Below are 15,236 nucleotides of genomic sequence, written 5' to 3' on the forward strand. Positions count from 1 at the left end.
GGCTTTCCCCGCTACCCGGCACGCCCGACCTGGCGTCCTTCCCCCGGACGGCCTGGGCCGCCGCCCTCAAGCAGGCGCTGGAGGACATGGCCCACGCCGACTTCGCCTACCCGGACCCCGCCGGGGTGCCCGCCCTGCGCCGCGAGCTGGCCGGATACCTCGGCCGGGTGCGGGCGGGCGCCGCGACGCCCGAGCAGGTGGTGGTGACCGCCGGCGTCGCGCACGGGCTGTCGGCGGTGGTCCGGCTGACCGGGGCGCCGCTGGCCGTCGAGGACCCCACCTCCGAGCGGCAGCTTCCGATGCTGCGCGCCACCGGGGTGCCCCTCATCCCGATCCCGGTGGACGGCGAGGGCATGGACGTCGCGGCGCTCGCCCGCTCGTCGGCCGGGGCCGTCCTGCTCACGCCCGCCCACCAGTTCCCCACCGGCGTCGTGCTCTCCTCCCGCCGCCGCGCCGCCCTGGTCGCCTGGGCCGAGGAGACCGGCGCGCTCGTCATCGAGGACGACTACGACGCCGAGTTCCGCTACGACCGCGACCCCGTCGGCTGCGTCCAGGCGCTGGCCCCCGGCCGCACGGTCCTGCTGGGCTCGGTGAGCAAGACGCTGGCGCCCGGGATGCGGCTGGGCTGGATGGTGGCGCCCGCGCCGCTGGCCGACCGCGTCGCCCACCACCGGATGGACACCGACCTGGGCTCCCCGGTGGTCGGCCAGCACGCGCTGGCCCGCTTCCTGGCCTCCGGCGCCTACGACCGGCACCTGCGCCGGATGCGCCGCCGCTACCGCTCCCGCCGCGACGCGCTGGTGGAGGCGCTCGCCGTCCACCTGCCCGAGGCCGGGATCAGCGGCGTCTCGGCCGGGCTGCACCTCTACCTGCGCCTGCCCCGGCCGGTGCCGAGGCTGGCCGAGGCGGCCGCCTCCCGGGGCGTGCTCGTCCAGACGTCGGGTCCGGCGGCGCTGATCGTCGGCTACGCGGGGCTCGGCGAGGCGCGGCTGGGCGAGGCGGTGGCCCGGCTCTCGGCGGCGGTCAGGCGGGGGCCGGCGCGGGCTTGACGGGGCCGGCGGGGTCGGCGGGCCTGGGGGCGAAGGAGGGGGCCAGGAAGAGGATGACGAGGATGAGGGCGGCGGGGATCATGAAGGCGACGCGGAGGTTGCTCTCGCCCTCGGCGGGGGCGAAGGCGCCGATGATGCCGGCGCCCAGGACGAAGCCGGCGTAGTTGAAGAGGTTGACGCGGGAGACCGCGATGCCCAGGCCGGTGGAGTCGACGCGGTCGGCCGCGGAGAAGGCGATCGGGGCGACGACGCACACGCCCAGGCCCATGACGGTGACGGCGGCGATCGCCAGGAGCGCGTTGGGCGCGGCGATGACGCCGGCCATGCCGAGGAAGCCGACGACCGCGCCCAGCCTGATGACGTTCACCGGGCCGTACCGGCGGACGCCGAGGTCGGCGACGCCGCGGCTGAGGACCATCGCGACCTGGTAGGCGCCGTAGGCCAGGGGCGCGACGGCGCCGCTCGCGGACAGCTCGTCCTCGAGGTACTTGGCGCTGTAGTTGGAGATGGCCGCGTCGGCGATGTAGAAGCAGCCCATCGCGATGCCGACCAGGACGACCGGCCGCCAGGGGACGAGCCTGCCCGCGGACTTCAGCTCGGCGGACGAGGGGCCCGAGCCCTCCTCGGCCTTGCGGTAGAGCCGCGGACCGAGGAGGAGGGAGCCGGCGACGCCGACGAGCGCGGGGATGCCGAACCCGACGAAGAGCGAGAGGTCGAGCTTGTTGGCGAGGGACGTCCACAGGGCGCCGAGGATGCCCGCGGCGCTCCACATCGCGTAGAAGCCGGAGGTGACGCTCCTGCCCTCGTGGCGTTCGACGGCGACGGCCTGCGCGTTCATCGAGGCGTCCACCGCGCCGACGGCGAGGCCGAACAGGGCGACGGACGCGTACAGGGGGAGCAGCTCCCCGCCGGTCAGGCCGATGAGGGTGATGGTCGCGGCGACCGCGGGCTGGCCGATCCGCAGGACGGGGCCGCTGCCGAACCGCTGGAAGGCCAGGCCGGACAGGACGCTGCCCAGGCCCGCGATGACCGGGACGAGCAGCAGCACGATCGCCAGGTCGGCGTCGCTGAGGTGGTGCGCCTTCTGGATCTGGGGCACCCGGGTGACCAGGGAGGCGAAGCACAGCCCCTGGATGCCGAAGGCCGCGTAGGTGGCGATCCTGGCCTGCCGATCCCGCATGCTCACTCCCAAAAGGTGAGAAAGGTTCACGGAAGGCTATGGACCTGGATGAACCAGGTCAAGGGTTCATTCTTCCACGCGTACAGTGCGTTTGCCGTCGGGCAGCCTGACCAGCAGCGCGTCGCCCGCCGCCAGCTCCCCGGCGCCGCGCACGACCGCGCCGTCCGGCCGCTGCACGATCGCGTACCCGCGCTCCAGCGTCGCCGCCGGGGACAGCGCCGTCAGCCGCGCCCGGGTGTGGGCGAGCCGGTCCTCGGCCCGGTCCAGCGCCGCGCCCAGCGCCCGCCGCGCCCGGTCCCGCGCCGCGAGCACCCGCTCGTGCTGGCGCTCGACCTCCCGCACCGGGTCGGCCAGCGCCGGACGGGACCGCACGGAGGCCAGCCACGTCATCTCCCGCTCGACCCGCCCCGTGACCGCGCGGCGCCCCCGGTCCCGCAGCTGGCGCACCAGCGCGACCTGCTCGCGCACGTCCGGGACGACGCGCTTGGCGGCGTCCGTCGGCGTGGAGGCGCGGTGGTCGGCGACCAGGTCGAGCAGCGGGTTGTCCTGTTCGTGGCCGATCGCCGAGACCACCGGGGTCCGCGCGGCGGCCACCGCCCGGACCATCGTCTCGTCGGAGAACGGCAGCAGGTCCTCCAGCGAGCCGCCGCCCCGGGTGATGACGATGACCTCGACCTCCGGGTCGGCGTCGAGCTTGCGCAGCGCCCCCACCACCTCGCCGACCGCGTACGAGCCCTGGACGGCCACCGGCTCCACCTTGAACGACACCGCCGGCCAGCGCCGCCGCGCGTTCTCCAGCACGTCGCGCTCGGCCGCGGAGTCGCGCCCGCAGATCAGCCCCACCGTCCCCGGCAGGAACGGCAGCGGCCGCTTGCGCTCCGGCCGGAACAGCCCTTCCGCCGCCAGCGTCCGCTTCAGCTGCTCCAGGCGCGCCAGCAGCTCCCCGATCCCCACGGCCCGCACCTCGACGGCCGTCAGGGAGAACGACCCGCGGTTGATGTAGAAGTCGGGCTTGGCGTGCACCACCACCCGCGCCCCGTCGACCACGGCCGGGTTGTCGAACACCCCCCGCGGCCCCACGACCCGCACCGACATGTTGGCCGCCGGATCCCGCAGCGTCAGGTAGACCGTCGCCCCCCGCCGGTTCAGCTCGGTGATCTGCCCCTCCACCCAGATCCGCCCGAGCCGCCCGATCCACCCGCCCACCAGCTGGAGCACGGTCCGGACCGGCACGGGCGCTTCCGCCGAGGTCTGCAAAGCCATACCGCGAGGCTATCGGCTGTGCCCACGCGGGGGGCGGCCCCCGCGTCCGCGGGGCGCGGCTCGGCCGCTCCTCGCCGCACCGCGGCCGTCCGGGCCGTACGCTGGCCGTATGGCCGAGGAGACGCTCTCGTACGAGAAGGCCCGCGACGAGCTCGCGGAGGTGGTGAAGCGGCTGGAGACCGGCGGCCTCACCCTGGAGGAGTCGCTCGCCCTGTGGGAGCGGGGCGAGAAGCTCGCGGGCGTCTGCGAGGAGTGGCTGGAAGGCGCGCGCGCCCGGCTGGCCGCCGCGATGGCGCCGCAGCCGGGCGAGGGCGACGCGCCCTTCTAGGAGTCCTTCGGCTGCGGGGTCAGGGCCGCGGCGAGGACGGCGAGCTCGTCGTAGTCGGCGGTGCCGGTGAGCACGATCGTGCTGTCGGCCAGGCGCCGGACGAGGGAGTACTGCTTCTTGTCGCGCTGGTAGTACTGGTCCCAGACGACGCCCTCGACGGTCCGCCGCCCGGCCGCGTGGCCGGGGGTGGACTTGGGCACGTTGGTCATCCGGGCGACGAAGCCCCTGGCGCCGTCGGGCTCCTCGTTGCTCTGCTCGAGGGCGGCGTAGCGGTGGGACGGGGGGACCAGCACGAGGTGCCAGGCGACGGGCTTCCCGGCCTTCGGCGCGGCGTTGGTGCCGGTGAGGCGGCTGCCGGTGGCGGCCCAGGAGGCGGGGAGCCCGGTGGGCGCGTACGTCTCGTACGGGGCCTTGCGGGCGAACTCCTTGGCCTCCCAGGTGTAGTCGATCGTCCTGGGGATCGGCGGGTCGTCCTCGTTCGGGGTGATGAGGAAGACCGCCAGGACCATCGCCAGGCAGGCGCCGATGGCCAGCACGAACTGGCCGGGGCCGGACGTGTAGCGCTTGAGAAGGCCTTCGGTGACCACCCGGGTCTCGCGCCTGGGGCCCTTGCCGGCGGGGGTCCGGGTGTTCGCGGTGTCTGCGGAGTTCGTCATGGATGCGGTCATTCGACGGGCTGGATGGTGGCGAGCACCTTGATGATGTTGTCGGCGAGCCTGCGGGAGCGTTCGATGTCCTCGCCGGCCGAGACGACGTCGACCGCGCTGATCATCGCGCCGGTGAGCACGATGACCAGCGGCTCGTTGAAGCCGCCCGCCTTGGAGGAGTGGAACAGCGCGGCGTTGCGGCGCGCCCACTTGTTCAGCCGCTCGCGCATGATGCGGTCGAAGCCGGGCGGGCCGTCGCCGGAGATGAACAGGCGGGACAGCTCCCGCTCGGCGACCGAGCCCTCCAGATAGGCGGCGGCGCCGGCCAGGAACTGGCTCTTGGGGTCGTCGTCGCCGTTTTCGCGGATCTGGTGGATCGCCTCACGGGTGCGTTCCTGCTGGCGTACCTGGAATTCCTCGAACAGCGTCAGATACAGGTCGGCCTTGCCGTTGAAATGGTGGTAAAGACTGCCGACACTGGCCCCGGCGCGGGCCACGATGTCGGTGACGGCGGCCTGGGCGAAGCCCTGTTCGCAGAACACTTCCCGGGCCGCTCGCAACAGGGCGCCCCGGGTGGCCTGGCCCCGCTCGGAGACCCTGGTGGAGGTCTCCTCCATCTCGCTGCTCATGGACGTCGAGATTACGCCACCACGGGTGGGGTCGGCTCGCGGGCCGCCGCTCTGGTCTGGTCCAATTTGTGAGATGACCTTCCAGGAGCAGAGAATCCGGAAGAACCCGCCTCGACTGAAGGGTGCGTTATGTCCGAGAACTCGCCGTTGACCACTGCGCCGGAGGCGCCTGATCGCAACCTCGCGATGGAACTCGTCCGGGTGACCGAGGCGGCCGCGCTCGCCGCGGCCCGCTGGGTCGGCCGAGGCGACAAGATCGGTGCCGACGGCGCCGCCGTCAACGCGATGCGCCAACTGATCAACACCGTCTCCATGCAGGGCGTGGTGGTGATCGGCGAGGGCGAGAAGGACAACGCCCCGATGCTCTACAACGGCGAGCAGGTCGGCGACGGCACCGGCGCCGAGTGCGACGTGGCGGTCGACCCGATCGACGGCACGACCCTCAACGCCATGGGCATGCCCAACGCCATCGCCGTGCTCGCGGTCGCGCCCCGCCACTCCATGTACGACCCGTCCGCGGTCTTCTACATGGAGAAGCTGGTCACCGGGGCCGAGGCCGCCGACGCCGTGGACATCGAGCGCCCCATCGGCGACAACATCCGCGCCGTGGCCAAGGCCAAGGGCTCGTCCGTGCAGGACGTCACCGTGATGATCCTCGACCGCCCCCGGCACGAGGGCATCGTCAAGGAGATCCGCGAGTCCGGCGCCCGCATCAAGTTCATCCGCGACGGCGACGTGGCGGGCGCGATCATGGCGGCCCGCGAGGGCACCGGCGTCGACCTGCTGCTGGGCATCGGCGGCACGCCCGAGGGCATCATCGCCGCCTGCGCCATGCGCTGCCTGGGCGGGGTCATCCAGGCCAAGCTGTGGCCGCAGGACGACGCCGAGCGGCAGAAGGCCATCGACGCCGGCCACGACCTCGACCGGGTGCTGACCACCGACGACCTCGTCAGCTCCGACGACGTGTTCTTCGCCGCGACCGGCATCACCGACGGCGAGCTGGTCCAGGGCGTGCGCTACGTCAAGGGCCTGGCCACCACCCACTCGCTGGTCATGCGCGGCCGCAGCGGCACCATCCGCCAGGTCGACGGCGAGCACCGGCTGGCCAAGCTGCGCGCCTACTCGGCGATCAACTTCGACGGCCCCGTCTGAGCGAGGCGCGCCAGGGCCGCCTGGGCCTGACCACCTTCACCGAGCCCAGCAGGAGGGTGCCGGTCACCTCCACGAGCGGTCCCTCCTGCGGCAGGTCCTGGCGCCTGCCGTCGCGGGCGGTGCTGAGCACCGCCCGCCCGGTGACCCGGACCTCCACCCCCTCCGGGACGATCAGCCGCAGCCGCCCGCACAGCGCGCTCACGTCCAGGGTGATGTGCCTGCGCTGCAGGATCGCCTGGCGCAGGTCGAGCTCGACGGTGCCGAACAGGGCGGCGACCGGCAGCCTGGCCGGCACCACCCACCGGCCCTCCCGCCGCTGGGAGCCGAAGAGCGCCACGAGGTTCTGCGCGTCGACCTTGAACGGCTGCTGCTCGGCGGGCAGCAGGTCGCGGGTGAAGGCGGTCAGCTCGCCGAGCGTGCGCGCCCGGTACACCGCCTCGATCCGCTCGGCGTGCTCCTCCAGGGTGAGCCGCCCGTCGGTCACGGCCTCGTGAAGGAGTTCGGCGACGCGCTCGCGGTCGGCGTCGGAGGCCCGCATGTCGCGGACGGGCACAGGCCGTTCGGAATCCACGTCTCGACGATAATGCGCCCATGCCGCCATCGCACGTGAAAGGCCCCGCCCCGCCCGGCCGCGGTGAGGCGGGGACGGACGGGCGGGGCCTGGGCGCCGCTCCCGGAGGGAGCGGCTCAGTCCTGCTGGGCGAGCTTGGCCAGCCGGTTGTCGTACATCGTGATGAGCTCGGGGCGGGCGGCGTGCGCCGACTCGTACTCGCGCAGCATCTCCACCTGCTCGGCGGTCAGCTTGCGCAGCCGCGCGCGCAGCGAGGCGTGGGTGAGCTCCCCGTAGCGGGGGACGGGCAGGTCGGCCTCGGTGAGCGCGGTGGCGACCGGGGCGGGCTCGATGATCTCCTCGACCACCGTCTCGATGATCTCCAGGGTCTCGGCCGGGAGCTCCTCGGGCTCGGCCGGCACCGGCTCGGGCGCCAGGACGGGCTCGGCCCGGTCGGCCTCCGGGGCCGGCGCGGGCGGCGGCACGGTGGCGGTCGCGGCGCTCGCGGGCTTGGCGCTGGCGGGCTTGGCGGGCTTGCCCACGGAGATCTCGCCCGAGCCGTTGCTCGAGGCCGGGCGCGGCGGCCGCGCCACCGGGGTCTCCTCCGGGACGGGCGCGGGCTTGGGCGCGACGAGCTCGATCACCCGGCCGACCGGGGTGCCCTCCAGGCGCGCACCCACCTTGTGGGTGAGCCGCTCGGCGTCCCCCAGCAGCCTGTCCAGAACCGGCCGCAGCTCACCGCCGCGGAGGTCCTTGTAGTCCTTGGTGACTCGGTCGGTGAGCAGCAGCGTCCGGCCCACGCCGAACATGGCCAGGCGCGCCGCGTGAAGCGGCAGGTCCCTGACCTGCTCGTTCACCGCCTCCTGTACCTGCTTGCCCACTTCTAGCGGGGTACGCGGCATCGTTCAGCTCCTGTTTCGTGCGACAACGCACCGTGTCTGGTCTCGTAGGGCGAGTGGGAATAAGCGTAAGTAACACTGTGCCGCACGGGTTCGTGGATGGTCACCCCCAGTGAACGGAAATATGGGGAGTCCAATGGTGGATTGAGTCACATCCGAGTGGTGGTACCGCGACCGCTGTGACGGAACGTAAAATGTGACCATGGCCTCTTCAAGCACTCGCCGGGTACTGCTCGCCAAGCCACGTGGTTACTGCGCGGGCGTGGACCGCGCGGTGCAGACGGTGGAGAAGGCGCTGGAGCAGTACGGCGCGCCCGTCTACGTCCGCAAGCAGATCGTCCACAACGTCCACGTGGTCAAGACCCTGGAGGGACTCGGCGCGATCTTCGTGAACGAGAACGACGAGGTCCCCGAGGACGCGATCGTCGTCTTCTCCGCGCACGGCGTGGCGCCGATCGTGCACGAGGAGGCCGAGCGGCTGAAGCTGCGCACCATCGACGCGACCTGCCCGCTGGTGACCAAGGTGCACCGCGAGGCCGTGCGCTTCGCCAAGGACGACTACGACATTCTGCTCATCGGGCACCAGGGCCACCCCGAAGTGATCGGTACCACCGGTGAGGCCCCCGCGCACATTCAGCTGGTCGACGGCCCCAAGGACGTCGCCAACGTTACCGTGCGTGACCCCGAAAAGATCGTATGGCTCTCCCAGACGACCCTGTCCGTGGACGAGACCACCGAGACGGTCGACGCGCTGAAGGAGCGCTTCCCGTCCCTGCAGAGCCCGCCGTCCGACGACATCTGCTACGCCACCCAGAACCGGCAGACCGCGATCAAGGAGATCGCCGCCGAGGCCGACCTGGTGCTGGTCGTCGGCTCGCGCAACTCCTCCAACTCGGTGCGCCTGGTCGAGGTGGCCAAGGACTACGGGGCCAAGGACGCCCGCCTCGTCGACTATGCCGAGGAGATCGACGACGCCTGGCTGGAGGGCGTGCAGACCGTCGGGATCAGCAGCGGCGCCTCCGTCCCGGACATCCTGGTGCGCGGCGTGCTGGACCACCTGGCCGCCCGCGGCTTCGCCGACGTCCAGGAGATCGAGACGGTCAAGGAGCACATGATCTTCGGGCTGCCCCGCGAGCTGCGCCAGGACCTGCGGGCCCCGCGCCCGTCCTGAGCCGCCACGGCACCGGGCCGCCGGCGCCCCGCCACGGAGGCCGGCGGCTCAGTCGTCCCAGCGGACCGGGTCCTCCTCGGTCTGGCGCTCCTGGGTGAGGCGGAAGCCCGAGGCCTTCAGGCTGATCTCCCGCCACACCTCCGGCAGCCCGCGCCGCCAGGCGATGGCGAAGGCGGCGGCGGTGCCCGCCAGCAGCCACGGCGCGCGGGCGCCCAGCTCCAGCGGCACCGCGATGAACAGGCTCCGCCACACCGAGCCGCCGCCCAGCGCCGCGGCCAGCTCGGCGGTCAGCGTCGCCAGGAAGTACACCATCGGCGGCGCCACCACCAGCGTCGGCAGGTCGGCGGGCTTGGTGAACAGCGCCGCCAGCACGCAGGCCGCGACGAAGACCAGGCCGGGCACGAAGGAGAAGTCCAGCAGGGCGCCGACCAGGCTCAGCACGAAGACCGCGGTGATCCCGCCGCGCGCGGTCAGGGAGAGGGCTGGCGCCGACCGCTTCTGCCGCCGTCCCTTCTGCCGCCGCCGCTGCACGTCTTCCTCCGTCCGAGCGGCCTTGCGTTCACCGGTGTGAGTGGTCATCTAGTCGTCCTCCGGGCTCGGCCGGCCGGAGACGGGCCGCGCAGCGAAACCTACCTTGTCGGTGTCCATGGGGTGAGATGTATCGGATCCGAGGAGCTCCGCCGCGGACAGGGCGCGCGGCGCCTCCTCGACGGGTCGCGGCGCCTCCAGCACGGCGTCCGTGACGCCCAGCTCGTTCAGCCTGCGGGCGCTGACCAGGACCCGGCTCTCCAGCGAGCCGACCGTGCGGTTGTAGCCGCGCACCGCCCCCGACAGGGCACGGCCCAGGTCGTCCAGGTGGCCGCCCAGCACGCCCAGCCGCTCGTACAGCTCCCGGCCCGCGTCGAAGACCTGCCGGGCGTTGCGCGACAGCGCCGCCTGCTGCCAGGTGTAGGCGGCGGTGCGCAGCATGCTGATCAGCGTGGTGGGGGTGGCGATGTGCACCTTGCGGCCCATCGCGTACTCCAGCAGGCCCGGGTCGTGGTCCAGGGCCGGCGCCAGGAACGCCTCGCCGGGCACGAACAGCACGACGAACTCCGGGGCGGGGCTGAAGGCCTGCCAGTAGGACTTGGCGGCCAGCCTGTCCACATGCTCACGCAGGTGCCGGGCGTGCGCCTCCATCCGCTTCTCCTTGCCCTCGGCCGCCTCCAGGTAGGCGGCGAGGGAGACCTTGGAGTCCACCACGATCGTGCGCCCCTCGGTGAGGCGGACCACCAGGTCGGGCCGGACGGTGCCGTCGGCCGTGCGGGCACTGGCCTGCTCGGAGAAGTCGCAGTGCGGGGTCATCCCGGCCAGCTCCACCACCCGGCGCAGCTGCAGCTCGCCCCAGCGGCCGCGGGCCTCGGGGCGCTGCAGCGCCCGCACCAGGCCGTGCGTCTGCTCGCGCAGCTGCTCGGAGCTCTGCCGGACGAACTCGACCTGCTTGGCCAGCATCGCGTGCGACTCCCGGCGGGAGGTCTCCAGCTCGCGCAGCTGCTCCTGGACGCGGCCCAGTGTCTCCTTCAGCGGCTCGACGAGATGCTCGACCGCCTGCTTGCGCTGCTCCAGCTCGCCCGCGGCCTCGGCGCCCGCCGCCCGCAGCCGGGCGTCGGCCAGCTCCAGGAAGCGCTGGTTGGAGGCGTCGAGCGCCTGCGCCGACAGCGCCGCGAACTGCTCGCTCATCCGCTGCTCGGCGTACGCGAGCTTGTCCTCGGCGGCCCTGGCGCGGGCGATGAGCGAGGACTGGCGGGCCATGGCCAGGGCGTACCCCAGGACCACCCCGATCACCAGTCCGGTCAGCAGCGCCGCGCTCATGCCCACGATCGTCGCACGGAAAGGCGCCGAAGCCCTTTCACGACGCGGCACGGCGGTTGTGTGATCCGTCCCGTGCGGCGAGACTGCGCACTATGAGCGAAGCCTTCGAGCGCGCCTTCCACGAGGCGTTGGCGCTGCGTCCCGACACCCCGCCGTCCCGCCGCGCCAGGCTGACGGGCCTGGCCGTGCGGCTGGGCGGCAAGCGGACGTGGGCGGGCACCCCCGACACGCCGGACGGGCTGCGGCGGCTGCGCCGGAAGGTGGAGCTGGCGAGCCGCGCGCTGCGGACGCCGCCCGGCGTACAGGTCGAGCAGGAGGACTTCGGGCTCTTCTCCGCCACCTGGGTCAGGGCGGGCAGCCCGGACGACAAGCGGGTGATCCTCTACCTGCACGGGGGCGCCTACGTCTTCGGCGGCCCCGCGCTCTACCGGGGCTTCTCGTGGCGGCTGTCGGCGGCCACCCGCCGTCCCGTCCTCATGGTCGACTACCGGCTCGCGCCCGAGCACACCCCCGCGGACGCCCTCACCGACGCGCTGCTGGTCTACGACGCCCTGCTGGCCCGCGGGCACCGGCCGCAGGACATCACCGTCGCCGGGGACTCGGCGGGCGGCCACCTCGCACTCGGCCTGGTCCACGCCCTCAAGCGGCGCGGCGCCCCGCTCCCGGGCGCCGTCGTGGCGCTCTCGCCCTGGGCGGACCTGCGCTGCACGGCCGGCTCCCACCGCTCCAACGAGCTGAGCGACGACCTCCTGCCCGCGGCGAAGCTCGCCTGGCTGGGCGGGCGCTTCTGCGCCGGGGCCGCCGACGACGACCCGCTCTTCGACCCCGTGCGCGGCGACTACACGGGCTTCCCGCCGCTGCTGCTGATCTCCAGCACCACCGAGATCCTCCGGGACGACGCGCGGCTCGTGGCCGGGCTCGCCGCCTCGGCCGGGGTGGCGGTGGTGCACCACGAGTGGATCGGCCAGGTCCACGTCTTCCCGGTCTTCGCCGACTTCGTACCCGAGGCCAAGGCCGCCCTGCGGCGGATCGGCGAGTTCCTCACCCCGGCTGAGCACTAAACTCCTGGAACGTGAGCCTTTCGATCGGGATCGTCGGCCTGCCGAACGTCGGCAAGTCCACGCTCTTCAACGCCCTGACCAAGAACGACGCGCTGGCCGCGAACTACCCGTTCGCCACCATCGAGCCGAATGTCGGCGTGGTCGGTGTGCCCGACCCCCGCCTGGGCAAGCTGGCCGAGGTGTTCGGCTCGGCCCGCATCCTGCCCGCGACGGTCGAGTTCGTGGACATCGCCGGCATCGTCAAGGGCGCCTCCGAGGGCCAGGGCCTGGGCAACAAGTTCCTGGCCAACATCCGGGACACCGACGCGATCTGCCAGGTGATCCGGGCGTTCAACGATCCCGACGTCACCCACGTCGACGGCGAGACCGACCCGCTGCGCGACATCGAGACGATCAACACCGAGCTGATCCTGGCCGACCTCCAGACCGTCGAGCGGGCCCTGCCCCGGCTGGAGAAGGAGGTCAAGCTCAAGAAGGACAAGGACGCCCCGCTCGTCCTGGAGGCGGTCAAGGCCGTCCAGGCCAAGCTGAACGAGGGCGTGACGGCCTACGCCTCCGGCGCCGACCTGGCCCTGCTGCGCGAGCTGCACCTGCTGACGGCCAAGCCGTTCATCTACGTCTTCAACCTGGACGAGGACGAACTGGTCGACGAGGCGCTGCGCGCCCGGCTCGCGGACCTGGTCGCCCCCGCCCAGGCGGTCTTCCTCTCCGCCAAGATCGAGTCCGAGCTGATCGAGCTCCCCGACGACGAGGCGCTGGAGCTGCTGCAGTCCATGGGCCAGGAGGAGTCCGGCCTCGCCCAGCTGGTGCGCGTCGGCTTCGACACCCTGGGCCTGCAGACCTACCTCACGGCCGGCCCCAAGGAGGCCCGCGCCTGGACGATTCCCAAGGGCGCCACCGCCCCCGAGGCCGCCGGCGTCATCCACACCGACTTCCAGCGCGGCTTCATCAAGGCCGAGATCGTCTCCTTCGCCGACCTGGTGGCCGAGGGCTCCATCCCCGCCGCCCGCGCCGCCGGCAAGGCCCGCATGGAGGGCAAGGACTACATCATGCAGGACGGCGACGTCGTGGAGTTCCGCTTCAACGTCTGAGGTGAGAAGCGCCCGCTTATACCACTACAGCTCAAGAAGAACAAACAAGCAGGTCAGAGCCTAGGCAGCCCGGACACTTTTCGGAGTGGTCCGGGCTGTTTCTGTCTGTCCCTGGGCACTGTGGTGACTCGGTGGTGACCCTGTTCCTGTCCCTGACGTAGGGCTTCTGCCTGTCGAAGATAGAGAGCGGCAACGAGCCAACGCCCCTCCAGGACTCAGAAGCCTTCAGGGCGGTGCAAGCGACACCCCTGGGGTAATCCCCATATCGCTCATTTGGGACCCCGCCGGGAGGGCCTAGCGTCCCTCTGTACGCCCTGGGGGTTCGCAGCATAAGTTACTCCATGGTAGATATTCCTACTGGGGAATATTTGGAATCAGCGTTGACGATCAAGGAATAGAGATCTAGCGTCACTGCCAACGACACCGACGAGCGAGAGGCAGTCATGCGGGAAATCGGAAAGATTATTGCTGGGGGAGACTGCGGAGAGAATGATTGCCCGTCGGTGGCTCTGGTCGAAGGAGAGCCGGGAATGATCGACGTTCAGGGATATCACCAGAGCGACATCTCTACCCCTTCGGGCGAAGTGGTTGCCCGTATTCCGATCTCGGTACTTCTTGAGGCTGCCCGTGCTCTTGGAAACTGACGAGTGGCAAAGGTTCTTCGACACCTTCAAGCGCTATGCGTGGCGCTTGGAGATTCACCCTGTCTACACAATGCCTCAGGAGGAAGAGAACCTTAGGCGTTACAGGTCAGGGGAGAGGCTCCCTGACGATATCGAGACTCCTTGGATGAAACGGGTTAGAGGTTTCATCTCTAGCGGTCGCTCCATCGGAAGAGTGCATGTCGTCACTCAACCTCTTAGCGAGTATCTCCGATTCGAGTTTGATTGGTACTACCGGCACAGTGTGAGAGCCGGTGAAGATATCCGCATACTCGATCTCACAGGCAAGCCTAATCCGGGATTGCCAGACCATGACTTCTACCTCTTCGACGATAAGCAAGTCGTAAGGATGCTCTACCGTCCTGACGGTACTCAGATAGGCAGAGAGCTAGTCGAGAATCCTCCTATTGAGGATTACCTCAGGTATAGGGATATCGCCCTTGAGGGGGCTGTTCCTTTCCGGGAGTTCTGGCAAGGCTAGATGCTAGACCCGGAACAGCTAGGCAGAAAGAAAGAAGACCTAGCGGAGACCCTGAAGGCACTACGCAAGGCGAAGGGCTACACAGGCCAACGCCTAGCCTCCCTATGCGCAATGAGCCAAAGTAAGGTCTCTAAGATTGAGACAGGGAAGATAGTCCCTTCTGTTGTTGACGTAGAGAGAATCCTGAGGGCTCTAGAGGCTCCTCAGGAGATGGTTAGAGAAGTCTCTGCTCTTGCTCGACTTGCCAACACAGAGTTTCAGGATGTCCGCTCTCTCTATCGCAAAGGTGTTGAGAAGAAGCAGGATGAGCTATCGGGACTAGAGAAGACAGCGAAGGTTATTAGGTTCTTCCTGCCTTCAATGATTACCTCTCTCCTGAGCACTCCCGAATACATCAAGGCTAGCCTCTCTCATGTTCCAGGTGATGTCTCTAGGGCGGTAGCCAAGAAGATAGAGAGGCAGGAGGCTCTCTATGATGAGTCGAAGACGTTTGTCTTCCTCCTGACTGAGGCTGCTATCAAGTGGGCTCTCTGCCCTGCTCCGCAGATGGCTATTCAGGTTGACCGACTCATCTCTCTATCTCGGATGCCAAACATCCGACTAGGAGTTATTCCTCTGGGCACTGTCTCACCTAGAGGACCTCTGAACACGTTTACGGTCTATGACGCTGCTCTGGCTACAGCAGAGACCTTTAGCGGTGCAGTCATCATGAGAGACCCGAAGGACATTGACTTTCACCTGTCCCTGTTTAGCCTCTACGAGGGGATTGCCTCCTTCGACGAAGAGGCTAGAAGGCACTTGCATAGCTGGGCTGAGTCCTACCGGCAGAGCAGTTTATTCGAGTACGGGAATAGTCCTAGCCTCCCTGTGAGGAGGCACGTAGCTTCTCAGCTATGGCAACAGAGCATCTTGAGAGGTTGAGGCAGTCTCTAAGGCTCAGAGGGCTGCAAACCAGCTTGGTCGAGCTGGACGAAGAAGCACCATTCCTGCATTTGCCGGATATGCAAGCCGGCGTGCATATTCAAAATGTCTCTGATTCGCTCGAAGAAGGCGAACCGTTCTTTGTTTGGTCCGGCGGTCTCTCTATTGCTCCTGTGAGGCATGTGGAGTCCGCTGCTGAGCGGATTGTCTATGTCATCTTCTGCAAGAGGTACCCGTGATGATGCCTCTCTCTCAGAAGATCGCAGCAAGCAAGGAGATGGCTAGAGCCATCGAAGCCAAG

The 15,236-nt window shown here is 69.9% G+C and carries 17 protein-coding genes; 9 read left to right on the forward strand and 8 right to left on the reverse strand.

Annotation, left to right across the window (positions count from 1 at the left end; all coding sequences use genetic code 11):
* The first annotated feature begins 86 nt into the window (after positions 1–86).
* Positions 87–1,049: an aminotransferase-like domain-containing protein gene (locus tag ABD140_RS09830; protein WP_344239083.1), complete on the forward strand. Its 963-nt coding sequence runs from the start codon at positions 87–89 to the stop codon at positions 1,047–1,049.
* On the opposite strand, the gene ABD140_RS09835 is transcribed toward ABD140_RS09830, so the two are convergent.
* The gene (locus ABD140_RS09835; protein WP_344239085.1) at positions 1,024–2,229 is read right to left on the reverse strand and encodes an MFS transporter; all 1,206 of its coding nucleotides are present in this window, start codon (positions 2,227–2,229) and stop codon (positions 1,024–1,026) included. The genes ABD140_RS09830 and ABD140_RS09835 overlap by 26 nt on opposite strands.
* 66 nt (positions 2,230–2,295) lie before the next feature.
* Complete coding sequence (xseA, locus tag ABD140_RS09840; RefSeq protein ID WP_344239087.1) at positions 2,296–3,492, reverse strand: exodeoxyribonuclease VII large subunit; 1,197 nt, start codon at positions 3,490–3,492, stop codon at positions 2,296–2,298.
* 109 nt (positions 3,493–3,601) lie between these two features.
* Here xseA and ABD140_RS09845 point away from each other — a divergent pair, with 109 nt between their 5' ends.
* Positions 3,602–3,820: an exodeoxyribonuclease VII small subunit gene (locus ABD140_RS09845; protein ID WP_344239089.1), complete on the forward strand. Its 219-nt coding sequence runs from the start codon at positions 3,602–3,604 to the stop codon at positions 3,818–3,820.
* On the opposite strand, the gene ABD140_RS09850 is transcribed toward ABD140_RS09845, so the two are convergent.
* Both ABD140_RS09850 and ABD140_RS09855 read right to left on the reverse strand, forming a co-directional pair.
* On the reverse strand, positions 3,817–4,476 hold the full coding sequence (locus ABD140_RS09850) for a DUF4245 domain-containing protein (RefSeq protein WP_344239091.1): 660 nt from the start codon (positions 4,474–4,476) through the stop codon (positions 3,817–3,819). The two genes, ABD140_RS09845 and ABD140_RS09850, sit on opposite strands and share 4 nt — an antisense overlap.
* 8 nt (positions 4,477–4,484) lie before the next feature.
* Complete coding sequence (locus ABD140_RS09855) at positions 4,485–5,096, reverse strand: TetR/AcrR family transcriptional regulator (protein WP_344239093.1); 612 nt, start codon at positions 5,094–5,096, stop codon at positions 4,485–4,487.
* A gap of 129 nt (positions 5,097–5,225) precedes the next feature.
* Between ABD140_RS09855 and glpX the strand changes: the two genes are divergently transcribed.
* Positions 5,226–6,248, forward strand: coding sequence for a class II fructose-bisphosphatase (gene glpX, locus ABD140_RS09860; protein WP_344239095.1), 1,023 nt, complete (start codon positions 5,226–5,228; stop codon positions 6,246–6,248).
* Here the strand turns inward: glpX and ABD140_RS09865 are convergent.
* Complete coding sequence (locus ABD140_RS09865) at positions 6,226–6,819, reverse strand: DUF1707 SHOCT-like domain-containing protein (protein ID WP_344239097.1); 594 nt, start codon at positions 6,817–6,819, stop codon at positions 6,226–6,228. The two genes, glpX and ABD140_RS09865, sit on opposite strands and share 23 nt — an antisense overlap.
* Before the next feature lie 116 nt (positions 6,820–6,935).
* On the reverse strand, positions 6,936–7,700 hold the full coding sequence (locus tag ABD140_RS09870) for a DUF8129 domain-containing protein (protein WP_344239099.1): 765 nt from the start codon (positions 7,698–7,700) through the stop codon (positions 6,936–6,938).
* Between the two features lie 199 nt (positions 7,701–7,899).
* Here ABD140_RS09870 and ABD140_RS09875 point away from each other — a divergent pair, with 199 nt between their 5' ends.
* Positions 7,900–8,868, forward strand: coding sequence for a 4-hydroxy-3-methylbut-2-enyl diphosphate reductase (locus tag ABD140_RS09875; protein WP_344239101.1), 969 nt, complete (start codon positions 7,900–7,902; stop codon positions 8,866–8,868).
* Between the two features lie 48 nt (positions 8,869–8,916).
* Here the strand turns inward: ABD140_RS09875 and ABD140_RS09880 are convergent, their stop codons facing one another.
* Together ABD140_RS09880 and ABD140_RS09885 are read right to left on the reverse strand one after the other, a co-directional pair.
* On the reverse strand, positions 8,917–9,447 hold the full coding sequence (locus tag ABD140_RS09880) for a DUF6542 domain-containing protein (protein WP_344239103.1): 531 nt from the start codon (positions 9,445–9,447) through the stop codon (positions 8,917–8,919).
* The gene (locus ABD140_RS09885; RefSeq protein WP_344239105.1) at positions 9,448–10,719 is read right to left on the reverse strand and encodes a DNA recombination protein RmuC; all 1,272 of its coding nucleotides are present in this window, start codon (positions 10,717–10,719) and stop codon (positions 9,448–9,450) included.
* Positions 10,720–10,811: 92 nt separating this feature from the next.
* Here ABD140_RS09885 and ABD140_RS09890 point away from each other — a divergent pair, with 92 nt between their 5' ends.
* The 5 genes from ABD140_RS09890 to ABD140_RS09910 all read left to right on the forward strand — a co-directional run bounded on the left by ABD140_RS09890 (position 10,812) and on the right by ABD140_RS09910 (position 15,174).
* A complete protein-coding gene (locus ABD140_RS09890; RefSeq protein WP_344239106.1) occupies positions 10,812–11,780 on the forward strand; it encodes an alpha/beta hydrolase in 969 nt (322 codons plus the stop codon).
* Positions 11,781–11,791: 11 nt separating this feature from the next.
* Positions 11,792–12,871: a redox-regulated ATPase YchF gene (ychF, locus tag ABD140_RS09895; protein ID WP_344239108.1), complete on the forward strand. Its 1,080-nt coding sequence runs from the start codon at positions 11,792–11,794 to the stop codon at positions 12,869–12,871.
* Positions 12,872–13,498: 627 nt separating this feature from the next.
* Positions 13,499–14,014, forward strand: coding sequence for a DUF6879 family protein (locus tag ABD140_RS09900; RefSeq protein ID WP_344239110.1), 516 nt, complete (start codon positions 13,499–13,501; stop codon positions 14,012–14,014).
* Positions 14,015–14,935, forward strand: a complete 921-nt coding sequence (locus ABD140_RS09905; protein ID WP_344239112.1) for a helix-turn-helix domain-containing protein — start codon at positions 14,015–14,017, stop codon at positions 14,933–14,935.
* A gap of 35 nt (positions 14,936–14,970) precedes the next feature.
* Positions 14,971–15,174: a hypothetical protein gene (locus ABD140_RS09910; protein ID WP_344239114.1), complete on the forward strand. Its 204-nt coding sequence runs from the start codon at positions 14,971–14,973 to the stop codon at positions 15,172–15,174.
* Positions 15,175–15,236: the final 62 nt, after the last annotated feature.

It is taken from the genome of Actinocorallia libanotica, from assembly GCF_039525175.1.
In the GTDB taxonomy this organism is placed as follows: Bacteria; Actinomycetota; Actinomycetes; order Streptosporangiales; family Streptosporangiaceae; genus Actinocorallia; species Actinocorallia libanotica.

What these genes read in the sequence shown, in the direction of transcription:
- ABD140_RS09830 (WP_344239083.1), top strand. Translation starts at nt 87, where the DNA reads ATGGCCCACGCCGACTTCGCCTACCCGGACCCCGCCGGGGTGCCCGCC.
- ABD140_RS09835 (WP_344239085.1), bottom strand. Translation starts at nt 2,229, where the DNA reads ATGCGGGATCGGCAGGCCAGGATCGCCACCTACGCGGCCTTCGGCATC.
- xseA (WP_344239087.1), bottom strand. Translation starts at nt 3,492, where the DNA reads ATGGCTTTGCAGACCTCGGCGGAAGCGCCCGTGCCGGTCCGGACCGTG.
- ABD140_RS09845 (WP_344239089.1), top strand. Translation starts at nt 3,602, where the DNA reads ATGGCCGAGGAGACGCTCTCGTACGAGAAGGCCCGCGACGAGCTCGCG.
- ABD140_RS09850 (WP_344239091.1), bottom strand. Translation starts at nt 4,476, where the DNA reads ATGACGAACTCCGCAGACACCGCGAACACCCGGACCCCCGCCGGCAAG.
- ABD140_RS09855 (WP_344239093.1), bottom strand. Translation starts at nt 5,096, where the DNA reads ATGAGCAGCGAGATGGAGGAGACCTCCACCAGGGTCTCCGAGCGGGGC.
- glpX (WP_344239095.1), top strand. Translation starts at nt 5,226, where the DNA reads ATGTCCGAGAACTCGCCGTTGACCACTGCGCCGGAGGCGCCTGATCGC.
- ABD140_RS09870 (WP_344239099.1), bottom strand. Translation starts at nt 7,700, where the DNA reads ATGCCGCGTACCCCGCTAGAAGTGGGCAAGCAGGTACAGGAGGCGGTG.
- ABD140_RS09875 (WP_344239101.1), top strand. Translation starts at nt 7,900, where the DNA reads ATGGCCTCTTCAAGCACTCGCCGGGTACTGCTCGCCAAGCCACGTGGT.
- ABD140_RS09880 (WP_344239103.1), bottom strand. Translation starts at nt 9,447, where the DNA reads ATGACCACTCACACCGGTGAACGCAAGGCCGCTCGGACGGAGGAAGAC.
- ABD140_RS09885 (WP_344239105.1), bottom strand. Translation starts at nt 10,719, where the DNA reads ATGAGCGCGGCGCTGCTGACCGGACTGGTGATCGGGGTGGTCCTGGGG.
- ABD140_RS09890 (WP_344239106.1), top strand. Translation starts at nt 10,812, where the DNA reads ATGAGCGAAGCCTTCGAGCGCGCCTTCCACGAGGCGTTGGCGCTGCGT.
- ABD140_RS09905 (WP_344239112.1), top strand. Translation starts at nt 14,015, where the DNA reads ATGCTAGACCCGGAACAGCTAGGCAGAAAGAAAGAAGACCTAGCGGAG.